Below are 25455 nucleotides of genomic sequence, written 5' to 3' on the forward strand. Positions count from 1 at the left end.
CGCTCTCATTACTATGAATGGTGAACCACTTCTCCCTGCTTTCTAATGAGAGCGAGGAAGTCGACTCCCGCTTGCCTCCGCGCTCCTAAAGCTAATACTTAACTCAACAGCGTACCGTTTTTATATTATTACTATTTGATAGTTTATCCCACTCTTCTGCCTGCGACCACTGTTTTGGAGAAATTATGCTTATAGATAGGATCAGGTCTTGGAACATCTCTGGAATTGCAATGCTCACTAAAGATTTCATCGGGTAATACTCCATGCTAAAGGAAGTAGTTAGCACCCCTATTCCCGAGCTGGTCTTGCTTTTCTTAACTAAATTCTTCTCAACGCCGTTTCTAAAATTGAGGATTGATTTTCCTTTTCCATGTACCCAGGGCTGGTAATAGCCTTTTGCAGACTCTATAATTATCATGAATGAATAATCTCTGTACTTTTCGGAAACGGAAATTTTTACGATACAGTTCATCTTTTCTAATTTAATATATCGAGTAACCGTAAGAACTTTTGTTCCGTTTTTTGCAGTTATTTGAGTGATGCATTTATTTCTTTCGTCATCCAATGTGATAGTTTCACATACCGGAGTCATTTTACCTCTTCCCACTTATATTGATAACTATATGATAATGTGATTAAATATAAGGATATACCAATGTATATATATTATACTACTGGCATATTTCTTTTCATGGAGTTATAAAAATAAAAATAGAACAGCCTGTAAGTTTGAGTCCTCGAGGCAAAGCGATTCGCCTTTTGGCAGGACTCAAAATTAGGTCTTAAAAACCGGATTAACAGCAAAAATTTCCTTAGCAAAAGATTTCTTTCTTTCATCAAATATCATTTTACAGCTTTTAAACGTTCCGTAAAAGATACGTTACTTTAAGGTAAATGATTTTCATCATGTTGGAGGACTCAATAACTATTTTCATATCCCTTTATTCCTTTAACCTCAGGTAGTAATTCTCAAACATAATAAAGCCCTGACTTTTTATAACCGAGGTTCAGGATTGGAACTTTATCCTCAACAATCATTGATATAAGTGAAGACTGGATCACAGGAAACAAGTATATATTAATGGAACAATACTCAAAAAAGAAACTTGAGGGATATGGGGTAAACTTTACAGCTTGCCAGATACATTTTCCAATTTACAACAAGGAGTTGGCTAAAAATAATCCCCACAAACGAAAAAATCAAAGTTCTGTCAGTTTTACTAACATTTATTGTTATCACAGGATTATTTTTGTTCACATATTCTCAGATTACCAATGGTTATTGTACGGACACCATACCACCAGGCAGTATCATTGCTGCCTATCAGGCAGACTACACATATGGGGACCTTAATTCGATTTATGTCAGAGGTGCTGGGTTAGATATAGATCCCGAAAACTATAATCGGATGATAAGCTACGAAGACATCCCTTATATAGCTTCAATAGAAGGGGTTGAAAAAGTTATTCTTTATGATAGCAGCTATTTAGATCCCATCATTTATACAACTGCAGGAGAAGATAGATTACGGGATAAATTAAATCTCATTGCAGTGCCTGAATCTATAGCACAGGATTACCTTCATCAGACTGCTATCCCCTACAGGACCGAATATCTGGAAGAAGGCAGGCTTCCTCGGGACGACGCCCACGAAATTACAATTTCAAAGAAATTGCTGAAAAAGCACTTTGCATATACCGATGAAATGCTGACCCGAGCAATCGGCAACAAGATAAACTATGACAATGAAACCTATACTATCGTAGGCATAAACAGCTATAATATTTGTTACACCTCCTTCGATGCAAAAAGAAATTATGGACTATATCAGTATGATGTGGGCACTTTTAAAGAATTTATAAACAGAAATAAAGACTATAAGAAAACGAATGATTACTTCTATCCAGAGTACGCAAACGAAATCTTCATCTATACAGAAGATGGCGCAGAAAAATCAGTATTAGATAAGCTTTTTCAGGAATATCCTGCCGAGAATTATATTTCCAGTGAATATGTTTCGGTATGGAAAAAGACGTTTAACGAAAGTTTTCTGAGAAAAATAATCGTCATCAATAGTATTGTTCTTGCTTTGTTAGGAGTGATCCTGCTGTTCTTGAACAAAAGGGTCATTTCGAAAATATAAATACAACTTCGTACTAGAGTTACATAATAGGTTCAGGCAAGATAAATATGAAATATCCTGAAGAGGAAATAAGTCCACGTGAAACAGAGGAAAAATATCAGAGGAAAAATATGAAAAAAAATGCTGAAAAACCAGATACTCTTACAGCCGGATTATACATAATTGGCTTCATAATATGTGGATACTTTATCATAAAAATTATTTTGGCATTATAATTTACTTAAATGAAGATATTTTGATTATTTGGCAGTCCTCTGTATTTGAGCATGGAATTTGGAGTAAATTAAGAAAAGCAATTATTTAGATCCTGTTTTGTAGTTTAAAGGTCTACATATAACTAAAGTTCTTCTTTTACAGTTTCATCAGAACTCTTCTTTTCAATTCTTTTGTTCGACCAATGTAAAACTAAAATGATTCCTATTAAGATCCCTATTACCACTGCCAGGATTTCAGTAATGTAATTTAGTAAGAAGTCAATGTGAAAAGATTTAATCAGCATTTTCATTAAATGTTCCATTCCCAAATAATCCTTTGTGGTTCTGGAAAAACTCCATCCAAATAAAGGCCAGAAAAAAGTTTGAGGATTTAACAACATTTCGTCTTCAAAAAGATGTAAAAAAGAGCCAGAAGCAAGGGAAAGGCCCCTAATATCTCTTCTTTTATCGTAAATATACAAAGCTGTTAGAAATAGAAGAAGAGAGAAAAGCAGGGTATGGCCTACAATTCGCCCGCTTGCAAAAGTTGAAGCAAAGATTACTTCACCTATTGGCTTATCAATTAAATCAGGCAGAATAGCTCCGACTGCCAGATATCTTGGATCTATAACAGTTCTTAGTCGGGGTATAAAAATTCCAAGTCCAAAAAATATCCCGAGTGTAACGCCCAGATGTCCAAAGAGAAGCATCAAAATTAAACTATCTTTTTGTATTAAAACATTGTCGGTTTCTTGATATACCTTAGTTTCTTGATTATACTTTATTTTTATGAGGCATAAATACAGGGTTTTCAAAAATCAATATTTATTAACAGAAATTTGAATTCAAATCAAATTAAAAAAAACAGGAAAAAACTGATATAAGACCTGGAAAACAGAAAAATAATTGAAAGCTCAGGCCCGAAAATAGAAAAAAAATAAAACTCAGGCCTGCTAATTTTAAAAAGGGATCCCCCAGAGAGGATACCATTTTTCCACATTCTTTTCGACAGGTATTTCCCTTTCCATTTCCGCCCTTAATCTGAATTCAAAGGGAGTATCTCTCTGCTTGCCAGAGAGCGGAATAAAAGGATAATAAGTTCCCTGTTTAAAGTTGTAGATCCAGTAAACTGCTTTTCCGCTGCCAGCCTTTTCATGGGCTTTTTCACTATGTCCGGCTGTTCGGATTTCAGGTTCGCTGTCAAATCTGTAAATGGCACAGAGAATCTGCTCACCAAAGCCCCGGTCTTCAAGGGTCTGGCTTACAAGATGAATGCTTGCAACAAGGTCTTCAAAATCAGGATCTTTAAAAATAGCCCAGAGGAAATTGAACTCATCTTTTTCCAGCCTGAACTCGGTCTCAGTCTCCTTTGAGCTGAACTCCAGAAGCTCTTCGATCTCCTTTCTGGCAGATTCATAAGATGTAGCCCCTAATGGCTTAAAACAGATCCCTGCAAACCCTGAAGGTTTCAGACCCAGGCTGCTTTCCAGAGTAATGCTTGCTGTAGAAATTGCAAACAGCTTGTCACTTTTCGCTTTCGGAAGCCTGCTCCTCCCCAGAATCGCGTCCATGAAATTCCTGAAACCCATTCAGCTTATCTCCTTGATCATCTTGTTTTTAATTTAATTTTTATTTCTTTTACTTAATTATAGAACTTTCTTGCCCTTCGTACTTCTCCAAACTTCCTTTTAACAACAGAGAATACTGTTTCCGTTATATTCCGTTTATTGTATTTTGTCTTGTCAAAGATAAATGTAACTGTTTTCTGTATATTTCTTTTATTTTCCTTTCTAATACTACTTTTTAATAATATCATCAGATATTGAAGTTTTCAGGAAGCTTCTTCGGAGCTTTCCTGTTCTTCGAGCGTAATATAACTTGCATAAGGACTTGTAAGTCCAGTTGCATCAATTGCTGTAATGGGAATTTTTTCTCCATGTGAGTAAAATAGCTTTAGAACTCTTGACAAAACTAGTTTAAATATTGAAGAAGGAATAATGAATAAAGAATAAACACGCCTGGAATATTTACAGGAGACTTCAAAATCCCATTTTTATAAATTTTTGGGTAAAAATAACTAATAGAGGATTTCTACAGAGCCAGATAGCTTCAAGCGTGAAGTTCCTTGATTGATGACGCAGATCCAGATTCAGAAATTTTTGCAGTTCAGAAAGAAACGTCTTTTGGGTCAAAGTATTCGGGGTCAAAATCTTTTCCTAGCCATAATATAGTGTCCTCATATTCCTCATGCTCCGGGTCCTTTAGAATTTCAAGCATATCTTCATAGCCCAATATCCCGCCTATGTCTTCCGGAACGGCTGCTCTCTTTCCTGCGGTGCAGATGGGATATTTTGTCCCTTTTTTTCTAGGAAGGACTTTTTCAAGCAGAACTTCTACCTGCCAGTTGTCGCCGAAATTGTATGTGTATAGAGCGTCCTTGTTTTCCAGCGTGAAATAGTCAGAAATTCTGGCTTTCTCCTCCGGCACGGGCGGCTCTTGATCTAAATATTCATGATTGTCGGCTCTTGTGATTATTTCAGGCTTCCCTGTCTTCTGGTTTAACATTTCGAATTCATGCAAATAATAATTTTCCCAATTCATTGAAGTCTGAATAGCCTTGTGAAGGTCAAGGAAAGTGTAGTCTTCCGGCACCTGAATTCGCCGCCAGATCTCAGGAGTAATGCCTTTTACGGAAAGCTTTAACTGGTAAACCTTCTCAAAAGTCTTTTTCACTGATTATTCACCCATATAAAATATTTGATTCTCTCTATTTCAGGTTTTGGGGATATTTATCAGAAATCAATGATATGCAGGAAGAATATTCCCTGAAGATGCCCGAGAAGGAACTTTTCCGATAGCAGGAAACGAGATTATTCATGGTTTTAAACATCAAATTATGAATAATTGCCCCGAACTACATGTGGGACACCACTAAAAAACAATGTTCAGGTCCTGTTCACGTTAAGAAGAGTGGTCAAACCTTTTTGGCAAGATGACCTTTAAACATTAACTTCTCCTTTTTGTCGGGTGCTTTATAGATAAAAAAGTTAATATGTTTTAACATACTGAAACCATATTTATTTAATAATTCATTTATCTGGAAGTCACTATGGTAATATATGGAGAGGCCTGAACCGGTATCGGTATAATATGAGATGTCATCTTCCGAGACCATGACGGTAAAGCTGAAGGTGCCATCTTTTTTCAGTACTCTATTCGTTTCTTTTAAAAATAGATCAAGTTTCTCAAAAAAATGAAATATTCCGCATGCTATCACATTTTCGAACTTTCCATCCTCATAGGGCCATCTTTCGGCTGTCAGGTCGCATAGTTTTAGCTCAACAGCAAACTCTTTTTTCCTGCATATATCAAGCATAGTTTCCGAACCATCGACCCCGTATACCTTTAGACCGGCCTTATGGAACAGGTAAGAGCTGAGTCCGGTACCAATGCCGATATCAAGGACACTGTCCCCTGTAGATAAATGTTCAAAAGCCAGCCCAAAAAGCACTTCGTGCCCATGATTTTCTACAAGTATACTCATATCGTCATAGATGTCAGCAGATCTGTCATGCACTTCAATGACATCTGATTTCATAGTTAATAAAGTACACTTTAGCATGAAAAACGTTTTCATATATTATTAGTCAGTCTGTTTTTGAGTCTCAATCCTCGATGTATTTCACCAGATATTCAGCTATTTATTTTATCATTTTTTTCATAATATTTTCGAATCTTGTGTTACTTATTGGATGATGACTGATGACCTTCCCATTATAAATAATACAAAATGTTCCGAAAGCACAGGGCGTGTGTTGAGCCTCATCTGAATCTTTAATATCAATCAGGCTGGTTTTCATTTTCAGTTTGTTTCTGGCAGTTTCTAATATAGCATCCACGTTCTTTACCGAGTAAGGGCACTGGACTGAACGGATAATGGTAAGACCTTCTGCATATTTTTCCACGTCCAGTGACATGTTTTTAAACTTCGGATCTGGGGCCTCCTGGTTGAATTTTAAAACCAGTAATTCAAAATCAGGTCTGGCCTCATCAACCAGAATAAAGCCTTTCTTTAAGAAAATATCTTTTTTAGCCATAAATGAGCCGTTTCTTGTAACAACGGCAACACCCTGCATATTTGCTTCTTTTGAATCCTTAATGCACTCTTCAATCAGAGAAGATGCGTAGCCTTTCCCTTTGAATTCTTTTTTGAACCCGACGAAGATACAATGGATAAACATATACCCTTCTGCATTTACCGGGCGGTGCGCATATTTTCCGGGGATGTATTCAATCATGCCCTGGTAACCGCCTTCTTTTGAGAAGATTATTTTTGTTCTCAGTCCTTTCGGGTAATACTCTTTAAACCAGTCTATTTTTCTCCTTAACTCGAGATTTTTTTTCAGGTCTTTGTATCCACAAACTCCATAGTCAGCAATGCTTTCCGGAATAAGGTCTATTATTTCTATATCAGTCATATTACCCCATGAAATGCTTAATAACTCTGCAGTTTTTTTCTTTATTTCTTTTTCTATCTGATATGAGATATAATACTGTTCCATAACCTGACGTTTTTGGTATTTTGGTACTTTAAGTTTGAGATTTTTTATCGTGGTATTTCGAGTCCTGAGCCTTTGAATATTGAATCTGTGAATACTGAAATTGTCTGATGTCCTCGAATTTTCGACTCATTTTTAATAATTTATTACTGTGGTCAATAAAAACCCACATATGAGTAAAAATTCACATTTAGTGTTACCTATAGAAACAAATTATACACTTTAGTAATATATCTATTTAGGAAAGTATTTATACAAAAATGTTTCAATTGAGCTTGTCATAAATCCAGTTCAAAAAGTAACACTTAATTATAATTATTTAATAGAGAGGTAATATTCAAATCCTTTACAACCGGAAAAAAGTATCTTAAAAGTAATTCCGAATTTGAATAAGAATTAAGGAGGAGTTCGCATTAAAAAAAACCAGCAGTATTTACTTATAGGATCGGTACTCGTGATCATAGCGGCTGTTATTATTGTCAGCTCAATGTCAAGCCCTATGGCAGGTTCTATTTCTGATAATTCACCTTCCCAGGTTTCCGGGGAGCAGATAGGTTCCCAAAGCTCTGAAAAACTTGTAGAGTCCTCAGGCTCTGAAGAGCTGATAGCAGCCGTAGGAACCCACGGCGGAGAGCCTGAAACAGGCTTTAACCCGATTACAGGCTGGGGCAAAAGCAGTGAACCCCTGGTTCAGAGTACGCTTTTCAAAAGGGACAGTGAGGCAAATCTGATCAAAGATCTGGCTACGGATTATGCGATTAGCGATGATGGACTGAGGTGGACTGTCAAAATAAGGAACGATGTTAAATTTCACGATGGAACGCCTTTAACAGCTAAGGATGTAGCCTTCACGTTCAATACGGCAGCAAACGCCAGTGGCGGAACTGATTTATCCGTGCTTGAAAAGGCTATTGCAACCGATGATTACACGGTTGAATTCGAGCTAAATGACCCACAGACTACTTTTGTCAATAAACTCATAGCAGTTGGTATTGTCCCGGAACATGCTTACAACGCTGAAACTTACGGATCCAATCCTATAGGTTCGGGCCCATACAGATTTGTACAGTGGGATAAAGGCCAGCAGGTAATTTTTGAAGCAAATCCGGACTATTACGGGCAGGAACCGCACTTTAAAAAGTTAACCCTGATCTTTATGGCCTCGGATGCGGCTTTCGCAGCAGCAAAAGCCGGACAGGTCGATCTTGCTGAAATTCCGGCATCTTATGCCTATCAAACAGTGGATGGGATGAAAATTGTCTCTCTCGACTCTATTGATGCCCGTGGAATCAGCTTCCCGATGAATCCGAATACTGGCGAGAAAACTGAAAACGGCTATGCAATTGGAAACAACGTAACTTCTGACCCTGCAATAAGAAAAGCCCTGAATATCGGAATAGACAGGCAGGCATTAATCGATGGAGCCTTAAACGGACAGGGTAAAGAAGAGTTCACAGGTGTAGATAAATTACCCTGGGGCAATAAAGAAGCTATTTTCGAAGACGGAGATATAGAGGAAGCAAAGAAAATCTTAGCCGAAGGCGGCTGGAAAGATACTGACGGCGATGGTATTGTTGAGAAAAATGGCCTGAAAGCCGAGTTTACATTAACGTATCCTGCCAGTGCACAGGAAAGACAGGCATTAGCAGTTTCTGTGGGTGAGGAAGCTAAAAAACTGGGTATAAACATTAAAGTTGAGGGTAAAAGCTGGGATGAAATTTACACCCTTTGCTATTCGTCTCCAAATGTCTGGGGTTATGGTTCGCTGGACCCGACTGACATATACTTAAGATACTACAGTAAAAGCTACGATCCCTCAACCCGTAACAACGTAATAATGTACAATAATTCTGTTGTGGACAACTACCTGAGAACAGCCATGACCAGTTCTGACCAGGATACTGCTATTAAAAACTGGCAGCTGGCTGCCTGGGACGGGACGACGGGCTTTTCCGAAAAAGGGGACGCTCCCTGGCTGTGGATGGCAACCATCAATTACGTCTACATTATGGACGAAGACCTGGATATCGGGACTCCGAGAATCCAGCCTCACGGTGCAAACATCTTTGGTAACATTCTGGAATGGAAACGCGCATGAGACTAAACAGGGATTTGAGCGAACACTTCAAATCCTCTTATTTTTTTAATACATAAAACAGGAGAATTAGATTTAGTATTACTAAATCCTCCAAAATGAAAATTAAATAATACATATTTTTAGCAAAGTATTTATAGTGAAATTGTTCTTAATTCAATTTAACATTATATGGATGGAAAGTAACACTTCTGGATATTTCAAGTAAAAGGTATCAATAAAAAGTATTATTTAAAAATCTCTCTTATTGTTTCAGTACCGATTCATGAAATCCACCATGGATTTCAGTCGAGAGTATTCAGGGTTCAAAAAAATCAGGAGGAGTTCCGATAAAGAAAAACCAGCAATATCTGTCTATAGGGACATTAATCGTAATTGTAGCAATTATTGGTATTATCAGTTCGATGTCCGGTTGTGTGTCCAGTTCAACGCATAGTTCTGAGCTCGGTTCGGCATCAAATTCAGAGTCAGGCTCTGTATCAGCTGGTTCAAGTTCCCAGGCTTCCGACGAATTAGTAGTAAACGTGTATTCGCATACAGGGGAACCGGAAACAGGATTTGACCCGCTTCTTGGGTGGGGATGCGGTCATGTGAATTTTGAGCCATTGATACAGAGTACTCTTTTCAAATCAGCTGATGATGGCAGTATAATAAATGACCTTGCTACAGGTTATTCTGTCAGTCCTGACGGGAAGACATGGACTGTGAATGTAAGAGACGATGCAAAATTCACAGACGGAGAGAAGTTAACAGCTGAAGATGTGGCATTTACATTTAATACGGCAGTCGGAAGCAATTCGGAATTGGACATGAGTAACCTTGAAAACGCCAGGGCAATAAATGATACGGCAGTTGAATTCAAATTAAAAGAACCCCAGTCCAGTTTCATCTGGAGACTCAGATATGTTGGAATTGTGCCTGAGAATGTCTATAAAAAAGAAACCTATGGAGCCAACCCCATCGGGTCAGGTCCCTATAAACTGATACAATGGGACAAAGGGCAGCAGGCAATCTTTGAGCTTAATGACAATTACTACGGACAGAAGCCGTACTTCAAAAAAATAACCATGTTATTCCTGGACAAGGATACTGCATTTGCAGCTGCAAAGTCCGGCAAAGTAGACATAGCTGAAATCGATATCACCCATGCAAATCAAAACATAGATGGTTATGATATAATCTCGCTTCCCTCATCAAGAGCATTCGGAGTTTCCTTCCCCATGCAGAACGATACCGGCAAAAAAAGCCTCACAGGAGACCCTATAGGCAATAACGTAACAGCAGACATAGCAATTAGAAAAGCATTAAACACGGGAATTGACAGAAAAGCAATACTTGACGGGGTAATATACGGAAAGGGAGATGCAGAGTATACAGGTGTGGACCAGAGAGCCTTTGGAAATCCAGAAGCCAGGATCAATGATTCGAACCTTGAAGAAGCTAAAAAAATACTTGAGGATGCAGGCTGGAAAGACACAGATGGCGACGGAATCCTGGAAAAGGATGGGACCAGAGCAGAATTTGACCTGTATTACTCTTCATCGGACCAGACAAGGCAGGCTCTTTCAATAGCCGTAAGTGAGCAGGCCAAAAAGTTAGGTATAAAAATAAACCTTGTCGGTACAAACTGGGACGAGATATACGCAAACCAGTACGGTTCTGCCGTTTTGTACGCCTACAGCAGTATAGACACTTTCAATTTGTACCTGCAGTACCATACTAAAGAAGCCGATGATACATACAGAAACCCGGGTCTTTACAGTAACCCTGTTGTGGACGGGTATCTGGAAACAGCTTTGAGAACTTCAGACCAGGATCAGACTATCAAAAACTGGCAGTTAGCTGCATACGATGGAAATACCGGTTTTGGGCCTGCAGGGGATGCAACATGGTTATGGCTTGTAACAATGGATTATCTCTACGCAGTGGACGAAACCGTGGATATGGGAACACCGGAGAAGAGTGCCGGATCGGATATTTTAGGAAATATTTACGAGTGGACAAGAACAAACACAACCGGTCCTGCTCAGGGATGAGTGATCTAAAAATGATTAGTGATTCAAAGCAAACGATACTTCAAAATAAGTACTGATTAAAGTGAGTGATACTGTCACTTTAATAACTGCGCTTTGAGTTCATTCGTCTTACTTTTTTGTTTGTGATCACAACTGAGGGTAAATATGTAAAGATACCTTGAGAATCTACTCCGATTTAGAAGTATGAATATTCGTTAAATTAATCACAAATATTATAATGATGCTAAAGTAAATTTATTATTAAGTGTCAATAGCGAGGGAAAAGTGTGCCGGATACCAAAGAAATAATGGGATTTGCAGGAAAAAAATTGTTCAGGTTAGCAAGTCTTCTTGTTCTAGTTTGTTTTGTAAGTTTCATGCTTATTCAATACTCGCCCATAGACCCTGTTAGAGCCTACATTGGAGAAATGACAGTCAGTGAAGAGCATAAAGCCAAACTTGAAGAATACTGGGGAGTCAATACCCCTCCGCAGGAAAAATTTCTGAACTGGGCAGGGAATATTCTCAAAGGGGATTTTGGAGTATCATTGATTTATCGGATGCCTGTTGTCGATGTGATTAAAGAAAGGTCCACAGCCTCTTTTGTACTTATGGCAACTTCGTGGCTGTTTTCAGGAGTACTGGGCTTCATTCTGGGGATTGTAGCAGGAATGAAGAAGGGCACATGGATTGACAGAGCAATAAAAACTTACTGTTACGTGTTAGCCGCTACTCCGACATTCTGGCTGGCGCTGGTTCTGTTAATGGTATTTTCCGTAAATCTGGGGTGGTTCCCAATAGGCTTGAGTGTACCAATAGGAGTTACGGCTGATAATGTGACTTTTTTTGATCGGATACAGCATTTAATTCTCCCTGCGCTCACCCTGAGTTTACTGGGAGTAGCCCAGATTGCAATGTTTACCAGAGAAAAATTAATAGAAGTTCTGTCCAGCGACTATGTGTTATTTGCAAAAGCAAGAGGTGAAAAAGGCCTGGATCTCGTATTAAGGCATGGAGTTAGAAATGTTGCACTTCCGGCTATCACCCTGCAGTTTTTAGGGTTCAGTGAACTGTTTGGAGGAGCAGTTCTGGTTGAACAGGTTTTTGCCTATCCCGGAATCGGACGGGCTGCAGTAGCAGCGGGGTTAGGGTCTGATGTGCCGCTGCTTTTAGGAATAGTTATTATCAGCGCTCTTTTTGTCTTTTCCGGAAACCTGATTGCTGATATTATTTACAAATTCGTTGATCCCAGAATAAAACAGCAGGAGGCAGCTGTATGAGTACTGCAATGGGGGCAGCATTATGAGTACCACTGTTGTAACAGTTAACAGAGGAGTATTCGGAGGGCTGAATCTAAGACAGAAGACCCTTTTAATAATAGGCTTCACTTCACTCTTACTACTTGCAATTGTGGTTTCAAGCATCTCTTTAGGCGAAGAATCATTACAGACTAACTTTGGCTCAAAGAACCTTAGCCCTTCACCTGAACATCCTTTCGGGACAGACTGGATGGGAAGGGATATGTTCATAAGAACTCTAAAAGGGCTTGGTTTAAGCATCCTTATTGGAGCTTTTGCTTCTACAATCAGCACTGTACTGGCTGTAATTTTGGGCCTGTTATCAAGTGCAGGAAAGGCTGCGGATTCCTTTGTTTCCTGGATAGTAGACCTGTTTCTTTCCATCCCGCACCTTCTTTTGATAATCCTCATTTCCATAGGACTCGGAGGAGGGGCTTACGGGGTCGTTATCGGTGTTGCATTAACGCACTGGACAAGCCTGACCAGGGTTGTAAGAGCAGAAATTAAACAGTTAAAAACTCAAGAATATATCCATATCTCGAGGAACCTTGGGAAGTCAAAATGGTGGATAGCTACAAAACACATCCTGCCTCATTTAATTCCCCAGATATTGTTGGGCACGATTTTGATGTTCCCGCATGCCATTCTTCACGAAGCTTCGGTCACGTTCCTGGGTTTTGGGCTTTCTCCGCACGAACCGGCAATTGGTATCATTTTATCAGAGTCTATGAAATACCTCTCCGCAGGATACTGGTGGCTTGCATTCTTCCCTGGTTTATCTCTCCTGATCGTGGTTCTGGCATTTGACATGATAGGAGATAATCTGGGAAAGATAATTGATCCGAAAACTGCTCATGAGTGAGTTGTATGTGTAAAATTTAATCTAAAGGTGGGAATATGAAAAGTAAAGCTGAAATTAATGCTGAAGAAAGCAGGAAAACTGAAGCCCTGCTAAAAGTAAAAGACCTCTCACTTTCGTTCATTCAATATACCTCAGGACTCAGACAGACTGAGTTAAAAATAATCTCGAATTTGAGCATAGAGGCTTATAGGGGAAAAATTTTAGCGGTTGTAGGGTCAAGCGGTTCTGGAAAAAGCCTTCTTGCCCATGCGATTTTAGGAATTCTACCATCCAATGCAATACTTAACGGAAAAATCGAATACAACGGTGTAGAACTTACCCAGGAAAGGAAAGGAGAAATAAGAGGTAAAGAAATAGTCCTGGTTCCTCAATCCATAACCTATCTGGACCCTTTGATGAGGGTCTCTGATCAGGTAATAGGGCGTGTCGAAGAGGAAAACGCAGGTCTGATGAAGAAGCTCCAGAGAGAAATTTTTCAGAGATACGGTTTAAAACCAGATGTTGAAAAAATGTTCCCCCATGAACTCTCAGGCGGGATGACCAGAAGAGTTCTGGTTTCCACTGCAGTAATAGGCTCTGCAAAGCTTGTAATCGCAGACGAACCTACTCCGGGACTGGACGAAAAAACCCTGAATGAGACCCTGAACTACTTCAAGGATATGGCAGATAAAGGCTGTGCAGTGATAATTATCACCCATGATATAGAAGCAGCCCTAAAAATCTCCGATAAAATTGCAGTATTCTACGCGGGTACGGTCCTGGAAGTTGCCAATGTTGAAGATTTCAAAAATGATGGTGAGAATTTAAGACACCCGTACACCCGCGCACTCTGGAATGCGCTTCCTCAGAACAGGTTCCAGGCAGTTAAAGGGCATCAGCCAATGCAGGATGAAGTCGTTGATGGATGTATCTTTTATGAAAGGTGTTCTAAAAAAAGCGAACTTTGCTCTAAAGGCATTCCTCAACTTAAAAGGATCAACGGAGGAGTGGTGAGGTGCAATAATGTGTCTTAAAGGCGAGAACATTAGCTTTGGGTACAAAAAAAACAATCTGGTTTTAAATAATGTCAGTATATCACTGGATCGTGGAAAGGTACTTGGTCTGATCGGAGACAGCGGAAGTGGGAAATCAACCCTGTGTAAAATACTGGCTGGCTATGAAAATAATTATAAGGGAAATGTCAGTATTGACGGAAAAGAAATCCTGTCAAAAGGATACAATCCTGTACAGCTTGTTTTTCAACACCCTGAAAAAGCCGTGAATCCGAAATGGAAAATGAAAGATATTCTGAGTGAAGGGAATAATGTATCACAGGATATTTTAGATTCATTCGGAATAAAAAAGAACTGGCTTAATCGATGGCCCAATGAACTTTCAGGAGGAGAACTCCAAAGATTTGCTCTTGCAAGAGCTTTAGGCTCTGAAACCAGATATTTGATAGCTGATGAAATAACCACGATGCTGGACGCTATCACTCAGGCTCAGATCTGGAACACCGTTTTAGATATAGTTAAAGAGAGAAATATTGGAGTATTGGTTGTGAGCCACGAAAAAAATTTGATTAAAAGGCTATGTCACGATATTATATATTTGAAAGATATAAATAATGTTTTATGTCATTGAAAAGCTATTTTTGGCAAATTTTAAATTTTTAAAGAGGGTTTAAGTGGTCTGCTGGGCTTCTATGAACCCGACCCTGACCCTGCCTTCTCTGCCCGTGAATTCTATCAGATAATCATCTATCCGCTGGGCTATGCCCTGGGGCAATTTTTGTTCAATTCCTGATCCAGACACTGCAAAAGTTTTGTTTATCTCGCAACGCAGTAATTAATCGGAAAGAATCAGGTAAGGAGATTTCATTATTTATTAATTTATTTACAGCAGCACTCTTAATGAGTGCTGCGCCTCTACAAAACCGATTCTAACTTCGACATCCTCACCTGTGGCTTCTGTCAAACGGTTATCGGCTTTGCTGGCTATGTCAGAAGGGACTTCCTGAACTGCGCTGCGGCCTACCAGCACGGCTACCTGTACAGGTTCTAAGAGGAGGTCTGCAGGACTGTAATCGACTGCAACTCCTTCAAGGGTCAAACTCATTTCCGTATATTCGGGCTTCTGGAACATGGATATCATTTCTCCATTTATTTCCTGTTCGACAAGTGTTGTCTGGAAAGAAGCATAGGTAACAAGCCCGAGAGCTATGGAGAGTAAGGCAATCGCAAAGACAAGGACAGCTGCATGTGAGATCACAGAAAAGCGGGCACAACCAACTGCTTCTGTTTCTTCCGGGCGAAAATCGGAAATCCAGAGCATGATGAGGGCTGATACGTTGACTGCAAGCAGGTTAACAAGCACAAGCACGGCAGCTGCGATGCTACTCCGGGAAGTCCCCATGCGAGTCCCAGCCCTGAGGTTGCAGCCGGAGGGACGAGGGCAATTGCAATAACAACACCCACAAGAGCGGACTCTAACCCCGGATTATACTGATAGCGCCTGCAATGCCCGATCCTAGAGCAAGGAAAAAGGACAGGAAATTGGGACTTGTCCTTTCGGCTACCTAGGAAATTTCACGAATATCGAGGTCAGGAGGCAAAAGTACGGATTCCTTCAGAAGTATTCCAAGCAGTTCGCCTATCACAGTTGCAAGCAGGAGTCCTCCTACCTGCATTTTTATTCCTCTGGAAGCAAGCTCCCTGTTATCAGGGACAGTCCCTACGCTCGCAGAAATTGCAGGTCCCATAAGCGGAGCCACGACCATTGCCCCGATAATTGTTGTAGCCAAATCAAGAAGGAGCCCGCCGGTCGCAATAACCGTGCTCAGGACAAGAAACGCAAGATAGGTTGAAGTTTCGGGTGTCAGGACAATCGTATAAGTATTTTCTCTAATCCCAGCTTTGCGCAATCTCTCAAGTACCGGTTCCACGCCAATCGGAGGAACTGGAAACTGAACCAGGGCTTCAAAATCCTTTCTTCCTGTTTCGTCCCACACGGCATAGTCTATTCCCTCATCATCCAGAACTGCCAGCACAGACTGCCGCTTCCCCACCTGAATAAGTACCTGAACCAGACGCATAGCAAATATACGCTATTCGGATAATTAGTATTAACCAGAGTGAAATAAAACAGACTGTAACAACTAGAAAAAATAAAGCAGAACATCGTCAGATGTTTGAATTTTAAAGTGAATATTAAAATTAATAAATATTAAGAAATAAAAATATGAACTTATTTTTAAATAGTTTATAGTTTTAGCAAGCTATGTTTTAACAGACTATGTTTTAGCAGGTTATAGTTTTAGTAAGTTATAGTTTTAGCAAGTTACAGTTTTAATATTTTTTACGGCCGTGAATGTCCCATCAGGTATCCACCAAAACCAATTACCCAGAGCAGGATCGGATATGCAATCCACCTCTCCAGCCCTCCAATCCCGAAAACTGCAAAAGGGCTTGCGTCCAGCATGACATAGTAAAGAATGAGGTCTAAAAGTGAAATTCCTCCCAGTGCTACTGAGAAATACCTGATGGGTCCTGCCTGCACACTGTAGCTTGCAACTGCAGACAGTCCTCCTGCAAGAAAGGCAAGCAGAGAGAAAATGGCATGAATATCCCCATAACTTCCATCAAAGATCCCCACACCAAGAACACCGGTTCCAAAGAGACCGAGAAGCGCGGTAATGGCCTGTCTCCTGAACATGCTATGAATGAAATAAGCAGCAACAATTATCAAAAGGCCTGATAAAATCATTGTAGTATTAAAGATGGTTGCGGAAGGTTCAACGATAATGCTATCCGGAGGTAGAGTTGCACCAAGGTCACTTATCGTGTTCTGTGCTGTACTGTATCCGGGATAAAGAGTCTCAGCCGTTATTATTCCCATGAACGCCAGCATGCCTGCAGTAAATAGGAGTGCTCCGGCAATACTTCCATACCGCATGCGAGAGTGTGATTTATCAGCCATGGCAATCTAATAAATCCAAGGAGACTGAGGTATTTAGGAGTTGTATTAAAAGTACAGGTCCTCTGGAACAAGGCCCCTTAAGAGATAGAAATCCTTAAAAGATAGAAACTGAAAAGATAGAAATCATCGAGAGAGCTGGTTACAGGCGGCCCCATTCCTTATTGTTAGTTTTTCCTTAAACAAACGCAGCTGGTGAAAGCAATAATCAGCTGGAAACCTCTATGTAGCATTTATAAATTCTATGCTTATATTCCAAACTCAAATTATTATATTGTAGATTAAAATTATTGTTATTGCGGATTAGATTATTGTTATTGTAGATTAAAACGTTATTATACCACCAGATTAAAACTGTTAGTCCAGAAAACCATCAAAAAGCCTTGCATAAGAGCAAAAAATAGTGTAAAAAAGTCTTCTGACAGACGGTTTTTAGAAATATCAGCAAAAAGGATATAAAGAGGAAATATTACGAGAATATATCGAGGCATGGACTGAATTCCGGTAGATAGCGGAACAAAAATCGAATATATAGCAAATAACCAGTAAGAAAATCTTATCTTTTTATGAAATAATATCAAAACGAGGATGGAAATTCCTGTAAAAACTGCCTCAAAGCTGGCATACATATCCCCGTGATAGCCATCAATAAGGACCTCCAGAGGATTTCTATGATATCTTTCCCATGCAGTCTGTCCATGTACGAAAGCTAAAAAATCTCCGTTCAGATAGAAATTGAATATCATGTAAGAGATTATACCCAGAGGAATTAATGAGAGATAAAAGAGCGGAAGTATCCTGTCCCTATATTCTTTAAAATTTTTTAAATATCCTTTTTCTTTTAATAGTGGCATGAGACCTTCGTAAAGCAGAGGCAGGACGATAAGGACACCAACAGATCTTGTTAGAGACAGAAAGAATCCAAATATACCTGCAAGTTGCCATTTACCTGTTCTGGCATAATAGAAACACATTAGGGCGAGGGCAAGATATAGAGATTCGGTGAAAACTCCTGATAAGATAAACGAAATCGGAAAAAGAAGTAGATATTTTACCGATCTGAAGGCACTGCTTTCATCAGAGTCAAGCCTGACAAGTTTGTAAAGATAAATACAGGCAACTATTAAAGAAAAGTTGGATATTATAACACCGGCAGTATACTGGTTTCCTATAATCGAGCCCAGAAACCTCATAAGTAAAGGATACAGAGGAAAAAATACAACATTTGTCTGAAACGAAATTAATTCATCCAGAGGTCTTGCAGTATAGCCATTCTGAGAAATGTCCAGATACCATCCCGTATCCCAGACCCCCCATATGTCCAGCCAGACATTATTAGTCCAGATACGCTGATTCACAAAATGTGATGCCAGAAGCCTGCGAGAAAACTCTCCTATTATGCTCAAAGCTATTCGTGTGCCAAAAAACATAACTAAAATATATAAAATATATTTCATTTTAGGGGCACTTAATCTGGACTTAAAGAATGACATTTTACCCATCTTGTATTATTTTTTGTTTAATGCCGTAGCTGTTTTAACAACTATTTTAAATGTAAATTTTTTAAATAAAGATAAAATGAAACTTAAAAAAATGAAATTAATATGAAATGCAAATCCTTTGCATTATAAGCCTGTTTAGGCTCTCATTATTTATTCTAATGTAATTATATATTCCAGTAAGGTGATCGTATAGAGAAATAAAAGATTTTTAAAATTTTTAGATGACAAATTACTTAGAAACCTAAGGCTTAAAATCTTTTATTTCTCTATATAAATCTTTTGATTTATTTATTCACAGTTTTAATTTATTTTTAAAAGCTAAAAGCACCAAAATCAATAAAAGTACCAAATCAATAAAAATACCAAACCAATATATTTATTCGATATCCGGCAACCGGCAGTGTACCGAAAGTTCTGTAAAATATGATTGACTCTATATCCTTTTCCTTTCACCACAAAAAAAACAGGATGCAGAGTCAATGGTTAATGTCGTCTCATTTATAAAAGATTATCTTTTCGATCAGGAAGATGGAATTCGCCAGTTAATTACCTGGTTTTTAAACCTTGTAATGGAGGAGGAAGCCCTCCTCCAATCTGGTGCAAAACGTCATGAGAGGACTGATTCTCGCAAAGCTAGTAGAAACGGTTACAAACCCCGTACTCTCCTGACCAAGTATGGAGAACTTGAATTATTAAAACCTCAGTTCCGTGAGTTTCCCTTTGAAACAGAGGTTTTTGAGAAGTATTCAAGAGTTGAAAAGGCCATTTTAGCTGCCGTGAGTGAATCTTATCTCCAAGGTGTTTCCACCCGAAGGGTGGATAAGATCATGACTGCTTTAGGAGTAGAGGGAATCTCAGCCTCTTCTGTTTCCAGGATTACTAAAGAACTTGATCAAAAGGTTGAAGAGTTCTTATCAAAGCCAATAGAACACGAAATTCCTTATCTGTTTATCGATGCGACTTATCTCAAAGTGAGAGATGGACTTCACTATGAAAATAAAGCTCTTTTCATAGTTGCCGGAGTCAGGGACGACGGTTATCGTGAGATTCTTGGAGCAAGATTAGCAGACAGTGAAGACTCTCTATTCTGGCAAGATCTATTCGAAGACCTTAAAGTAAGAGGGTTAAGAGGTGTCAAGTTAATTGTTTCTGATGGTCATAAAGGAATACAAAAAGCAGTTAGAGAGTCCTTTGTTGGATCAAGCTGGCAAATGTGTCATGTCCATCTGATAAGACAAGCCCTAAAAAAGGTTCCAAAAAAGAAGCAAAAAGAAGTAGCAGATAAAATAAAAGAAGCATTGGTAGACCGTCAGAAGTTACAGGAATTGATTAGAGAACTGGATAAAATGGGATATAAAAGCGCAGCTGATACACTTGAAAGTTTCCAGTATGATGTAATGAATTATATGCAGTTCCCGGAAAATCATTGGAGAAGAATAAGGACAACAAATATCATGGAGAGAACTAACAAGGAGATAAAAAGAAGAACTAAGGTAGTAGGGGCATTCCCGAGTCAGGAATCAGTATTGAGACTACAAGTCTCAATACTGATTGATATTAATGAAGAGTGGATTACAGGAAATAAGTATTTAATAATGGAACAGTAATCAAAAAAGAAGAGGAAAAAGGTATAGAGAATTTTACAGAAATTCAGGCACACTGCCAATGCTTTTCTGGTAGTCGAGTAATTACCCAACAATTTTTCCTTTTTTATTTGTCACATAAACTTTTTTTCCGTCTGCAGTTGCTGCAAATGCCAAATATATCAAAATTCCATTCTCCAGCAGAAAAATCTGCTTCATTTGACATCCGATCCACAATTTCAGAAATCATCGGGTCTGTGCAGTCACTGATGCTTTTGCACTGGAGGCAAACTAGATGAGCGTGTGGCTCCATATTGGAATCAAATCTGGTCTGATCTTTCTCTAAATTCAATTCTTGGATCAAACCTGCTTCTTTCAATATTTGAACAGTTTTATAAACTGTTGCAAGACTGACTGTTGGATAGACTTTCTTGACTTCGTTATAAATTCTCTGAGCCGTTGGATGGGCATGATTATGGAGAACAAATTGACCGATCGCTATTCTCTGGGGCGTAGCCTTGTATCCTTTTCCGCGGAGAGCTTTGATTATAGATGAGCCTGAGTCCTGAAGGCTATTCATAACTCATTATTATGTAATAATCAATATTAAATAGATATCCATGGTTATAGAATCTGATTACTGAACTGGAAGAATTTCTTCAATGATAGTAAAAGACATAGCAAAACAGCATGTAAGAATTTCAAGCTCCTGTAAAGAGGACTGAAATTAATCCCTCTGGGAGTCATCACTCCATTTTTCCGAGGGAAGACAAGATTAAAGAGATTGCATAGAGTTTTGGCCTTGAATTTTTAGTCAATGGGAGATAAGGTTATGACTGACGACAGAGAGAACTCTTTAATGGATAGAGCAAACAAAATGGAAACTGGTAGAGGCACGTCTAATCGTGACTGGTGGCCTAACCAGTTGAAGATCGAGATCCTGCACCAGCATTCCTCCAAGTCCAACCCGATAGGCAAGGATTTCAACTATGCGAAGGAGTTCAAGAGTCTCGACTTGGGGGCTGTGAAGAAAGATCTCAAGGTGCTAATGACCGATTCTAAGGAATGGTGGCCAGCGGACTTCGGCCACTATGGTCCTTTGTTCATTCGCATGGCGTGGCACAGTGCTGGCACTTACCGCTCCGGTGACGGCCGAGGCGGCGGCGGTAGAGGCCAGCAACGCTTCGCACCGCTTAACAGTTGGCCGGACAACGTCAACCTAGACAAAGCGCGTCGCCTGCTCTGGCCTATCAAGCAGAAGTATGGCCAGAAGATTTCATGGGCCGACCTCATGATTCTTGCGGGCAACGTCGCCCTGGAAACGATGGGATTCAAAACGTTTGGTTTCGGAGGCGGTCGCGAGGATGTCTGGGAGCCGGATCAGGACGTCTATTGGGGCTCTGAAGACATATGGCTGGATGATAAACGCTATTCAGGTGAACGGGATCTTGAAAATCCGCTTGCTGCCGTTCAGATGGGACTGATCTATGTCAATCCGGAAGGTCCAAATGGCAACCCGGATCCGATCGCAGCGGCCAAGGATATCCGCGAAGTTTTCGCTCGCATGGCCATGAACGACGAAGAGACCGTTGCGCTCATAGCTGGTGGTCATGCTTTCGGAAAAACTCACGGTGCCGGCCCTGCGTCCCATGTTGGGTCTGAGCCAGAAACGGCCAGTATCGAAGAGCAAGGTCTCGGTTGGAAGTGCAGTTTCGGCACCGGCAAAGGCTGTGACACGATCACCAGCGGCCTGGAGGTCACCTGGACCAACACGCCAACGAAATGGAGCAATAACTTCTTCAGGATCCTGTTTGGCTACGAATGGGAATTGACTAAGAGCCCGGCAGGTGCGTATCAGTGGCAACCGAAGGATGGTGCAGGCGCAGGCATGATTCCGGATGCCCATGACCCTTCACAGCGTCATGCGCCAAGCATGCTGACCACTGACCTTTCCTTGAGGTTTGACCCCGTTTACGAAAAGATTTCAAGGCACTTCTACGAGAATCCTGAAAAATTAGCTGACGCATTTGCCCGTGCATGGTTCAAGCTGACGCACCGTGACATGGGTCCGCGTGCACGCTATCTTGGCCCGGAGGTCCCTGCCGAAGAGCTCATCTGGCAAGACCCCATCCCCGCAGTCAATCACAAGTTGATCGATGAGAAGGACATTGCCTTTCTCAAGAGCAAGATACTTGTCTCAGGGCTGTCGATCTCACAACTGGTCTCTACCGCTTGGGCATCGGCATCCACTTTCCGAGGCTCCGACAAGCGTGGCGGTGCGAACGGTGCACGAATCCGCCTCGCCCCTCAGAAGGATTGGGAAGTCAACCAGCCATCCGAACTGGTAAAAGTGTTAAACACTCTCGAAGGCATCCAGAGCGAGTTCGACAGCATGGCCTCTGACGGAAAAAAGGTCTCGCTTGCTGACCTGATCGTTTTGGCTGGTTGTGCAGGTGTCGAGCAGGCTGCAAAGAATGCTGGTCACGATGTGACGGTTCCCTTCTCGCCAGGGCGCATGGATGCTTTACAGGAACAGACCGATGTGGACTCTTTCGCCTTACTCGAACCGATTGCTGATGGTTTCCGCAACTATCTTAAGACCCAATATCCCATACCAGCTGAAGAGTTGCTGGTTGATAAGGCGCAACTACTGACACTGACCGCACCAGAGATGACGGTGCTTGTTGGCGGCATGCGAATGCTGAATACCAACTTCAGACAGACCCCTCACGGTGTTTTTACCCAGAAGCCGGAAGCACTAACCAACGACTTCTTCGTGAACCTGCTCGACATGGGTACGGAGTGGAAGGCGGTACCGGACGCTAAGGACATATTTGAAGGACGCGATCGCAAGACTTACGAAGTCAAGTGGACCGGCACGCGTGTCGATCTCATCTTCGGTTCAAACTCCCAGCTCCGGGCTCTGGCAGAAGTCTACGGAAGCGCGGATGCGCAGGAAAAGTTTGTCCAGGACTTCGTGGCGGCCTGGACCAAAGTAATGAACCTTGATCGCTTCGATCTCGCCTGATCGTAGCATAAATGTCTTCAACAAAAAGTGTTCGAGGATCTATTAAAATAAAGAAAACTATCCTCGAATTTTCTATTTTTTATCGCGGAATCGCCCATTGATTGGCATTTACTTTAACTTTTAGATTACCTGATTGTTATGCGAGATCCCTATTTCCTTAAGTTAACAATCTCTATTAATCAACTGACTAGCTCATTCCAAGACCTAATTCTTCCTGAATTCGAGCTTCTACTGGTTATTCGACTGAAACAAAAGTTTTAACAATTAAATAAGTTATCATATTCAGAAAAATATTTATTACTTTATATACCTATTAAAAAGAAGGAGTAAGTAATATGTTATCTCAAATACCGATCGATCTTAAAAGTATATCTGCAGAAGACCTTGATAAAGAAATTCTCAGAGCTGGGATCATAGCCGAGCTTGATGCCATAAACTTATATGAACAGATGGCAAACCTGACTAAGAATCCAGATATCAGAGCCATCCTCCTGGACATTGCAAAGGAAGAAAAAACTCATATAGGTGAGTTTCAAGCCCTCTTGCTCAGGTTTGACCCCCAGCAAAAGAAAGAACTTGAAGAAGGAGCTGAAGAGGTAGAAGAGGAGTTATCCAAGTAATTCCTCTTCTATTCTTTATTCTACTTAGATCTCAGTCTGGGATACAAACAGGATATGAATTCCTATAAATAAGAAATCAGATGCTTGGACATTGGTTCAGGATAAAAGAGGTAAGGTAGCTGTTTTTAATTGAGTGCAGAGGCTCTGTGCTGTTAGATAAAAAATGGCTCTGCGTGCTATGCCCCTTTGCTTACAGTGGTATGCGTCAGGCAACTTTGATAGTCTATTCTGAAATAAATTTTCTAAAAGCTTAGAATATTGTCTGTAATAACCTTGTATGCTTCATAGGTTATGTTAAAGATCCGGCTCTTGTGCACTAACCTGATTCGAGTGTTTGAATGAAAAAAGATGGGTCGAAAGAGGGTACTATTTTGGATAGTTGAGGATGTTGCTGAGATTTTTGAAGGGTTTTTAGGTGTGAGAGGAGTATGAAGAGGCTGATGCAGGCTGGCGCTGTCGAGTAGAAATCCAAAGATTAAATTTTTTTTAGACAAAAATTGTGACTTTATAGAAACAAGCAATACTTTTTCCTTATGGGTCATTAAAGTATACAAACAATAAGATGGTGTAGAATTATGACGCTTAGGTATATTAATATAGACCGAATTACCTTATCGGTGATTTTTTGGTAAAATTAGAAGAAAAAATGAAAACTGCTTTTTCGAAAGTAAAGATCTTTCCTGTAGCTACAGCCTCAAAAGATGGAATTCCTAATGTTGTTCCAATAGGGTTCTGCCAACTCGTGGACGATGAAACTATCTGGATTGCAGACAATTTCATGGTCAAATCTCTGAAGAACCTTAAAGAAAACCCCTATGTTGCAATTTACGTATGGGGTCCAGATACAGGTGGCTGTTTCCAAATAAAGGGTAAAGCAGACGTTATTAGCACAGGAGAAAAATTCGAAAAAATGAAAGCAATTGTACATGCAGCAAAACCCGGTCTTCCTGCAAAAACTCTCATTGAAGTCAAAATTACTGAAGTTTTCCAGTGCGCTCCCGGTCCAGGTGCAGGGCAGAAATTGCTTTGATAAAAAAATAAATTATGCCCTATAAAAAGTATGATGAGATCATATAGGATTCTGTGTAGTCTTCACGATATGAGTATACTTATAGATTCAACATTAACTGAAAAGTATTCCAATTTCCTGAAGGCTTACAGAACCTTTTCTCAAGTATATTGTTCTGGATATTATATAGGATAAACTTACTAAGGCTGTGAAACCACAAAGAAGATAGAACTCCTTCAAATAGATGTTGTACTTCTGTAATCACTAAAATGTGGGAAGTTTAAAAAAATGGTAGATAATGAATTAGAACATTCTAGACCTCTAGACCCTAATACTCTCAACTATAGAAGACTGAAAATGTTAGAACGGATACGTTATGCAGTTGATAAAGGGTTTGTAAATATTTCTGATCCTCATTTAACCAAAGTTAGGACTGATCTCAAAACCTTGCTTGAAGATATAGAAACTGAAATGGTTAATAGGGACATGAAGTTATAAAATGAGTTCATACATTTGGAGGCGGGAAACGCTATCTTGTTGTCATGGGTGGTATAGAGGCCGTTATAGAGGCTTCTGAAAAAACACCTTATCC

The 25455-nt window shown here is 40.0% G+C and carries 23 protein-coding genes and 4 pseudogenes; 13 read left to right on the forward strand and 14 right to left on the reverse strand.

The genetic code is table 11. The annotated features are described in order from the left end of the window. Positions 1-103 precede the first annotated feature (103 nt). Positions 104-565 (reverse strand): hypothetical protein, encoded by a 462-nt coding sequence (locus MSHOH_RS11660; protein WP_158024136.1) that lies wholly within the window; start codon positions 563-565, stop codon positions 104-106. 643 nt (positions 566-1208) lie between these two features. Here MSHOH_RS11660 and MSHOH_RS11665 point away from each other — a divergent pair. Then, positions 1209-2144: an ABC transporter permease gene (locus MSHOH_RS11665; RefSeq protein WP_338037943.1), complete on the forward strand. Its 936-nt coding sequence runs from the start codon at positions 1209-1211 to the stop codon at positions 2142-2144. 47 nt (positions 2145-2191) lie between these two features. Continuing rightward, positions 2192-2359 carry a hypothetical protein gene (locus MSHOH_RS23785; protein ID WP_158024137.1) on the forward strand — a complete coding sequence of 56 codons (168 nt, stop codon included), beginning with the start codon at positions 2192-2194 and terminating at the stop codon, positions 2357-2359. Between the two features lie 122 nt (positions 2360-2481). Here the strand turns inward: MSHOH_RS23785 and MSHOH_RS11670 are convergent, their stop codons facing one another. From MSHOH_RS11670 to MSHOH_RS11690, 6 genes and pseudogenes are all read right to left on the reverse strand, one after another. Further along, a complete protein-coding gene (locus MSHOH_RS11670) occupies positions 2482-3048 on the reverse strand; it encodes a metal-dependent hydrolase (protein WP_048143411.1) in 567 nt (188 codons plus the stop codon). A 249-nt stretch (positions 3049-3297) separates the two neighbouring features. After that, on the reverse strand, positions 3298-3927 hold the full coding sequence (gene pspAB / locus MSHOH_RS11675) for a PspA-associated protein PspAB (protein ID WP_048139835.1): 630 nt from the start codon (positions 3925-3927) through the stop codon (positions 3298-3300). 222 nt (positions 3928-4149) lie between these two features. Next, positions 4150-4298: pseudogene (locus MSHOH_RS26035) on the reverse strand (IS5/IS1182 family transposase); the annotation flags it as partial. A 206-nt stretch (positions 4299-4504) separates the two neighbouring features. Beyond that, on the reverse strand, positions 4505-5071 hold the full coding sequence (locus MSHOH_RS11680; protein WP_048139837.1) for a plasmid pRiA4b ORF-3 family protein: 567 nt from the start codon (positions 5069-5071) through the stop codon (positions 4505-4507). A gap of 241 nt (positions 5072-5312) precedes the next feature. Continuing rightward, on the reverse strand, positions 5313-5936 hold the full coding sequence (locus MSHOH_RS11685; protein ID WP_052730830.1) for a class I SAM-dependent methyltransferase: 624 nt from the start codon (positions 5934-5936) through the stop codon (positions 5313-5315). A gap of 103 nt (positions 5937-6039) precedes the next feature. Continuing rightward, entirely contained in the window at positions 6040-6816 is a 777-nt protein-coding gene (locus MSHOH_RS11690) for a GNAT family N-acetyltransferase (protein ID WP_048143413.1), read from the reverse strand. 568 nt (positions 6817-7384) lie between these two features. Between MSHOH_RS11690 and MSHOH_RS11695 the strand changes: the two genes are divergently transcribed. The 6 genes from MSHOH_RS11695 (at position 7385) to MSHOH_RS11720 (ending at position 14790) form a co-directional block, all read left to right on the forward strand. Beyond that, positions 7385-8995, forward strand: a complete 1611-nt coding sequence (locus tag MSHOH_RS11695) for an ABC transporter substrate-binding protein (protein WP_048143414.1) — start codon at positions 7385-7387, stop codon at positions 8993-8995. A 401-nt stretch (positions 8996-9396) separates the two neighbouring features. Beyond that, positions 9397-11028, forward strand: coding sequence for an ABC transporter substrate-binding protein (locus MSHOH_RS11700; protein WP_082089333.1), 1632 nt, complete (start codon positions 9397-9399; stop codon positions 11026-11028). 266 nt (positions 11029-11294) lie between these two features. Then, positions 11295-12287, forward strand: a complete 993-nt coding sequence (locus tag MSHOH_RS11705) for an ABC transporter permease (protein ID WP_048139841.1) — start codon at positions 11295-11297, stop codon at positions 12285-12287. Between the two features lie 22 nt (positions 12288-12309). Then, complete coding sequence (locus tag MSHOH_RS11710; RefSeq protein ID WP_048139843.1) at positions 12310-13167, forward strand: ABC transporter permease; 858 nt, start codon at positions 12310-12312, stop codon at positions 13165-13167. Positions 13168-13202: 35 nt separating this feature from the next. After that, entirely contained in the window at positions 13203-14180 is a 978-nt protein-coding gene (locus MSHOH_RS11715) for an oligopeptide/dipeptide ABC transporter ATP-binding protein (RefSeq protein WP_048139845.1), read from the forward strand. After that, positions 14170-14790: an ABC transporter ATP-binding protein gene (locus MSHOH_RS11720; protein ID WP_048139847.1), complete on the forward strand. Its 621-nt coding sequence runs from the start codon at positions 14170-14172 to the stop codon at positions 14788-14790. Before MSHOH_RS11715 ends, MSHOH_RS11720 begins: the two co-directional genes overlap by 11 nt. Before the next feature lie 39 nt (positions 14791-14829). On the opposite strand, the gene MSHOH_RS25675 is transcribed toward MSHOH_RS11720, so the two are convergent. The 6 genes and pseudogenes from MSHOH_RS25675 to MSHOH_RS11735 form a co-directional block, all read right to left on the reverse strand. Continuing rightward, on the reverse strand, positions 14830-14961 hold the full coding sequence (locus tag MSHOH_RS25675) for a hypothetical protein (RefSeq protein ID WP_275425528.1): 132 nt from the start codon (positions 14959-14961) through the stop codon (positions 14830-14832). Between the two features lie 81 nt (positions 14962-15042). Beyond that, the gene (locus MSHOH_RS25225) at positions 15043-15561 is read right to left on the reverse strand and encodes a hypothetical protein (RefSeq protein ID WP_239451411.1); all 519 of its coding nucleotides are present in this window, start codon (positions 15559-15561) and stop codon (positions 15043-15045) included. Positions 15562-15569: 8 nt separating this feature from the next. After that, positions 15570-15623, reverse strand: a pseudogene (locus tag MSHOH_RS26040) (hypothetical protein); the annotation flags it as partial. Positions 15624-15634: 11 nt separating this feature from the next. Further along, positions 15635-16240, reverse strand: a pseudogene (locus tag MSHOH_RS25680) (DUF389 domain-containing protein). Positions 16241-16503: 263 nt separating this feature from the next. Beyond that, the gene (locus tag MSHOH_RS11730; RefSeq protein WP_082089334.1) at positions 16504-17124 is read right to left on the reverse strand and encodes a DUF998 domain-containing protein; all 621 of its coding nucleotides are present in this window, start codon (positions 17122-17124) and stop codon (positions 16504-16506) included. 332 nt (positions 17125-17456) lie between these two features. Further along, the gene (locus tag MSHOH_RS11735) at positions 17457-18551 is read right to left on the reverse strand and encodes a hypothetical protein (protein WP_162197632.1); all 1095 of its coding nucleotides are present in this window, start codon (positions 18549-18551) and stop codon (positions 17457-17459) included. A gap of 499 nt (positions 18552-19050) precedes the next feature. On the opposite strand from MSHOH_RS11735, the pseudogene MSHOH_RS11740 reads away from it, so the two are divergent. Beyond that, positions 19051-20230 (forward strand): annotated as a pseudogene (locus tag MSHOH_RS11740) (IS256 family transposase). A gap of 103 nt (positions 20231-20333) precedes the next feature. Here the strand turns inward: MSHOH_RS11740 and MSHOH_RS22835 are convergent. Then, the gene (locus tag MSHOH_RS22835; protein WP_082089335.1) at positions 20334-20786 is read right to left on the reverse strand and encodes a Fur family transcriptional regulator; all 453 of its coding nucleotides are present in this window, start codon (positions 20784-20786) and stop codon (positions 20334-20336) included. 252 nt (positions 20787-21038) lie between these two features. Between MSHOH_RS22835 and katG the strand changes: the two genes are divergently transcribed. The 4 genes from katG to MSHOH_RS11760 all read left to right on the forward strand — a co-directional run bounded on the left by katG (position 21039) and on the right by MSHOH_RS11760 (position 25361). Beyond that, complete coding sequence (gene katG / locus MSHOH_RS11745; RefSeq protein ID WP_082089490.1) at positions 21039-23234, forward strand: catalase/peroxidase HPI; 2196 nt, start codon at positions 21039-21041, stop codon at positions 23232-23234. Between the two features lie 335 nt (positions 23235-23569). Then, positions 23570-23854 (forward strand): ferritin family protein, encoded by a 285-nt coding sequence (locus MSHOH_RS11750; protein WP_048139852.1) that lies wholly within the window; start codon positions 23570-23572, stop codon positions 23852-23854. 625 nt (positions 23855-24479) lie between these two features. After that, positions 24480-24884, forward strand: a complete 405-nt coding sequence (locus MSHOH_RS11755) for a pyridoxamine 5'-phosphate oxidase family protein (protein WP_048139853.1) — start codon at positions 24480-24482, stop codon at positions 24882-24884. Between the two features lie 267 nt (positions 24885-25151). Next, positions 25152-25361, forward strand: a complete 210-nt coding sequence (locus MSHOH_RS11760; protein WP_048139855.1) for a hypothetical protein — start codon at positions 25152-25154, stop codon at positions 25359-25361. Positions 25362-25455: the final 94 nt, after the last annotated feature.

Origin of the sequence: Methanosarcina horonobensis HB-1 = JCM 15518 (assembly GCF_000970285.1) — an archaeon.
Classification (GTDB): Archaea; Halobacteriota; Methanosarcinia; order Methanosarcinales; family Methanosarcinaceae; genus Methanosarcina; species Methanosarcina horonobensis.

What these genes read in the sequence shown, in the direction of transcription:
- MSHOH_RS23785 (WP_158024137.1), top strand. Translation starts at nt 2,192, where the DNA reads ATGAAATATCCTGAAGAGGAAATAAGTCCACGTGAAACAGAGGAAAAA.
- MSHOH_RS11670 (WP_048143411.1), bottom strand. Translation starts at nt 3,048, where the DNA reads ATGCTTCTCTTTGGACATCTGGGCGTTACACTCGGGATATTTTTTGGA.
- pspAB (WP_048139835.1), bottom strand. Translation starts at nt 3,927, where the DNA reads ATGGGTTTCAGGAATTTCATGGACGCGATTCTGGGGAGGAGCAGGCTT.
- MSHOH_RS11685 (WP_052730830.1), bottom strand. Translation starts at nt 5,936, where the DNA reads ATGAAATCAGATGTCATTGAAGTGCATGACAGATCTGCTGACATCTAT.
- MSHOH_RS11690 (WP_048143413.1), bottom strand. Translation starts at nt 6,816, where the DNA reads ATGACTGATATAGAAATAATAGACCTTATTCCGGAAAGCATTGCTGAC.
- MSHOH_RS11695 (WP_048143414.1), top strand. Translation starts at nt 7,385, where the DNA reads ATGTCAAGCCCTATGGCAGGTTCTATTTCTGATAATTCACCTTCCCAG.
- MSHOH_RS11700 (WP_082089333.1), top strand. Translation starts at nt 9,397, where the DNA reads ATGTCCGGTTGTGTGTCCAGTTCAACGCATAGTTCTGAGCTCGGTTCG.
- MSHOH_RS11710 (WP_048139843.1), top strand. Translation starts at nt 12,310, where the DNA reads ATGAGTACCACTGTTGTAACAGTTAACAGAGGAGTATTCGGAGGGCTG.
- MSHOH_RS11715 (WP_048139845.1), top strand. Translation starts at nt 13,203, where the DNA reads ATGAAAAGTAAAGCTGAAATTAATGCTGAAGAAAGCAGGAAAACTGAA.
- MSHOH_RS11720 (WP_048139847.1), top strand. Translation starts at nt 14,170, where the DNA reads ATGTGTCTTAAAGGCGAGAACATTAGCTTTGGGTACAAAAAAAACAAT.
- MSHOH_RS25225 (WP_239451411.1), bottom strand. Translation starts at nt 15,561, where the DNA reads ATGGGGACTTCCCGGAGTAGCATCGCAGCTGCCGTGCTTGTGCTTGTT.
- MSHOH_RS11730 (WP_082089334.1), bottom strand. Translation starts at nt 17,124, where the DNA reads ATGGCTGATAAATCACACTCTCGCATGCGGTATGGAAGTATTGCCGGA.
- MSHOH_RS11735 (WP_162197632.1), bottom strand. Translation starts at nt 18,551, where the DNA reads ATGTTTTTTGGCACACGAATAGCTTTGAGCATAATAGGAGAGTTTTCT.
- MSHOH_RS22835 (WP_082089335.1), bottom strand. Translation starts at nt 20,786, where the DNA reads ATGAATAGCCTTCAGGACTCAGGCTCATCTATAATCAAAGCTCTCCGC.
- katG (WP_082089490.1), top strand. Translation starts at nt 21,039, where the DNA reads ATGACTGACGACAGAGAGAACTCTTTAATGGATAGAGCAAACAAAATG.
- MSHOH_RS11750 (WP_048139852.1), top strand. Translation starts at nt 23,570, where the DNA reads ATGTTATCTCAAATACCGATCGATCTTAAAAGTATATCTGCAGAAGAC.
- MSHOH_RS11760 (WP_048139855.1), top strand. Translation starts at nt 25,152, where the DNA reads ATGGTAGATAATGAATTAGAACATTCTAGACCTCTAGACCCTAATACT.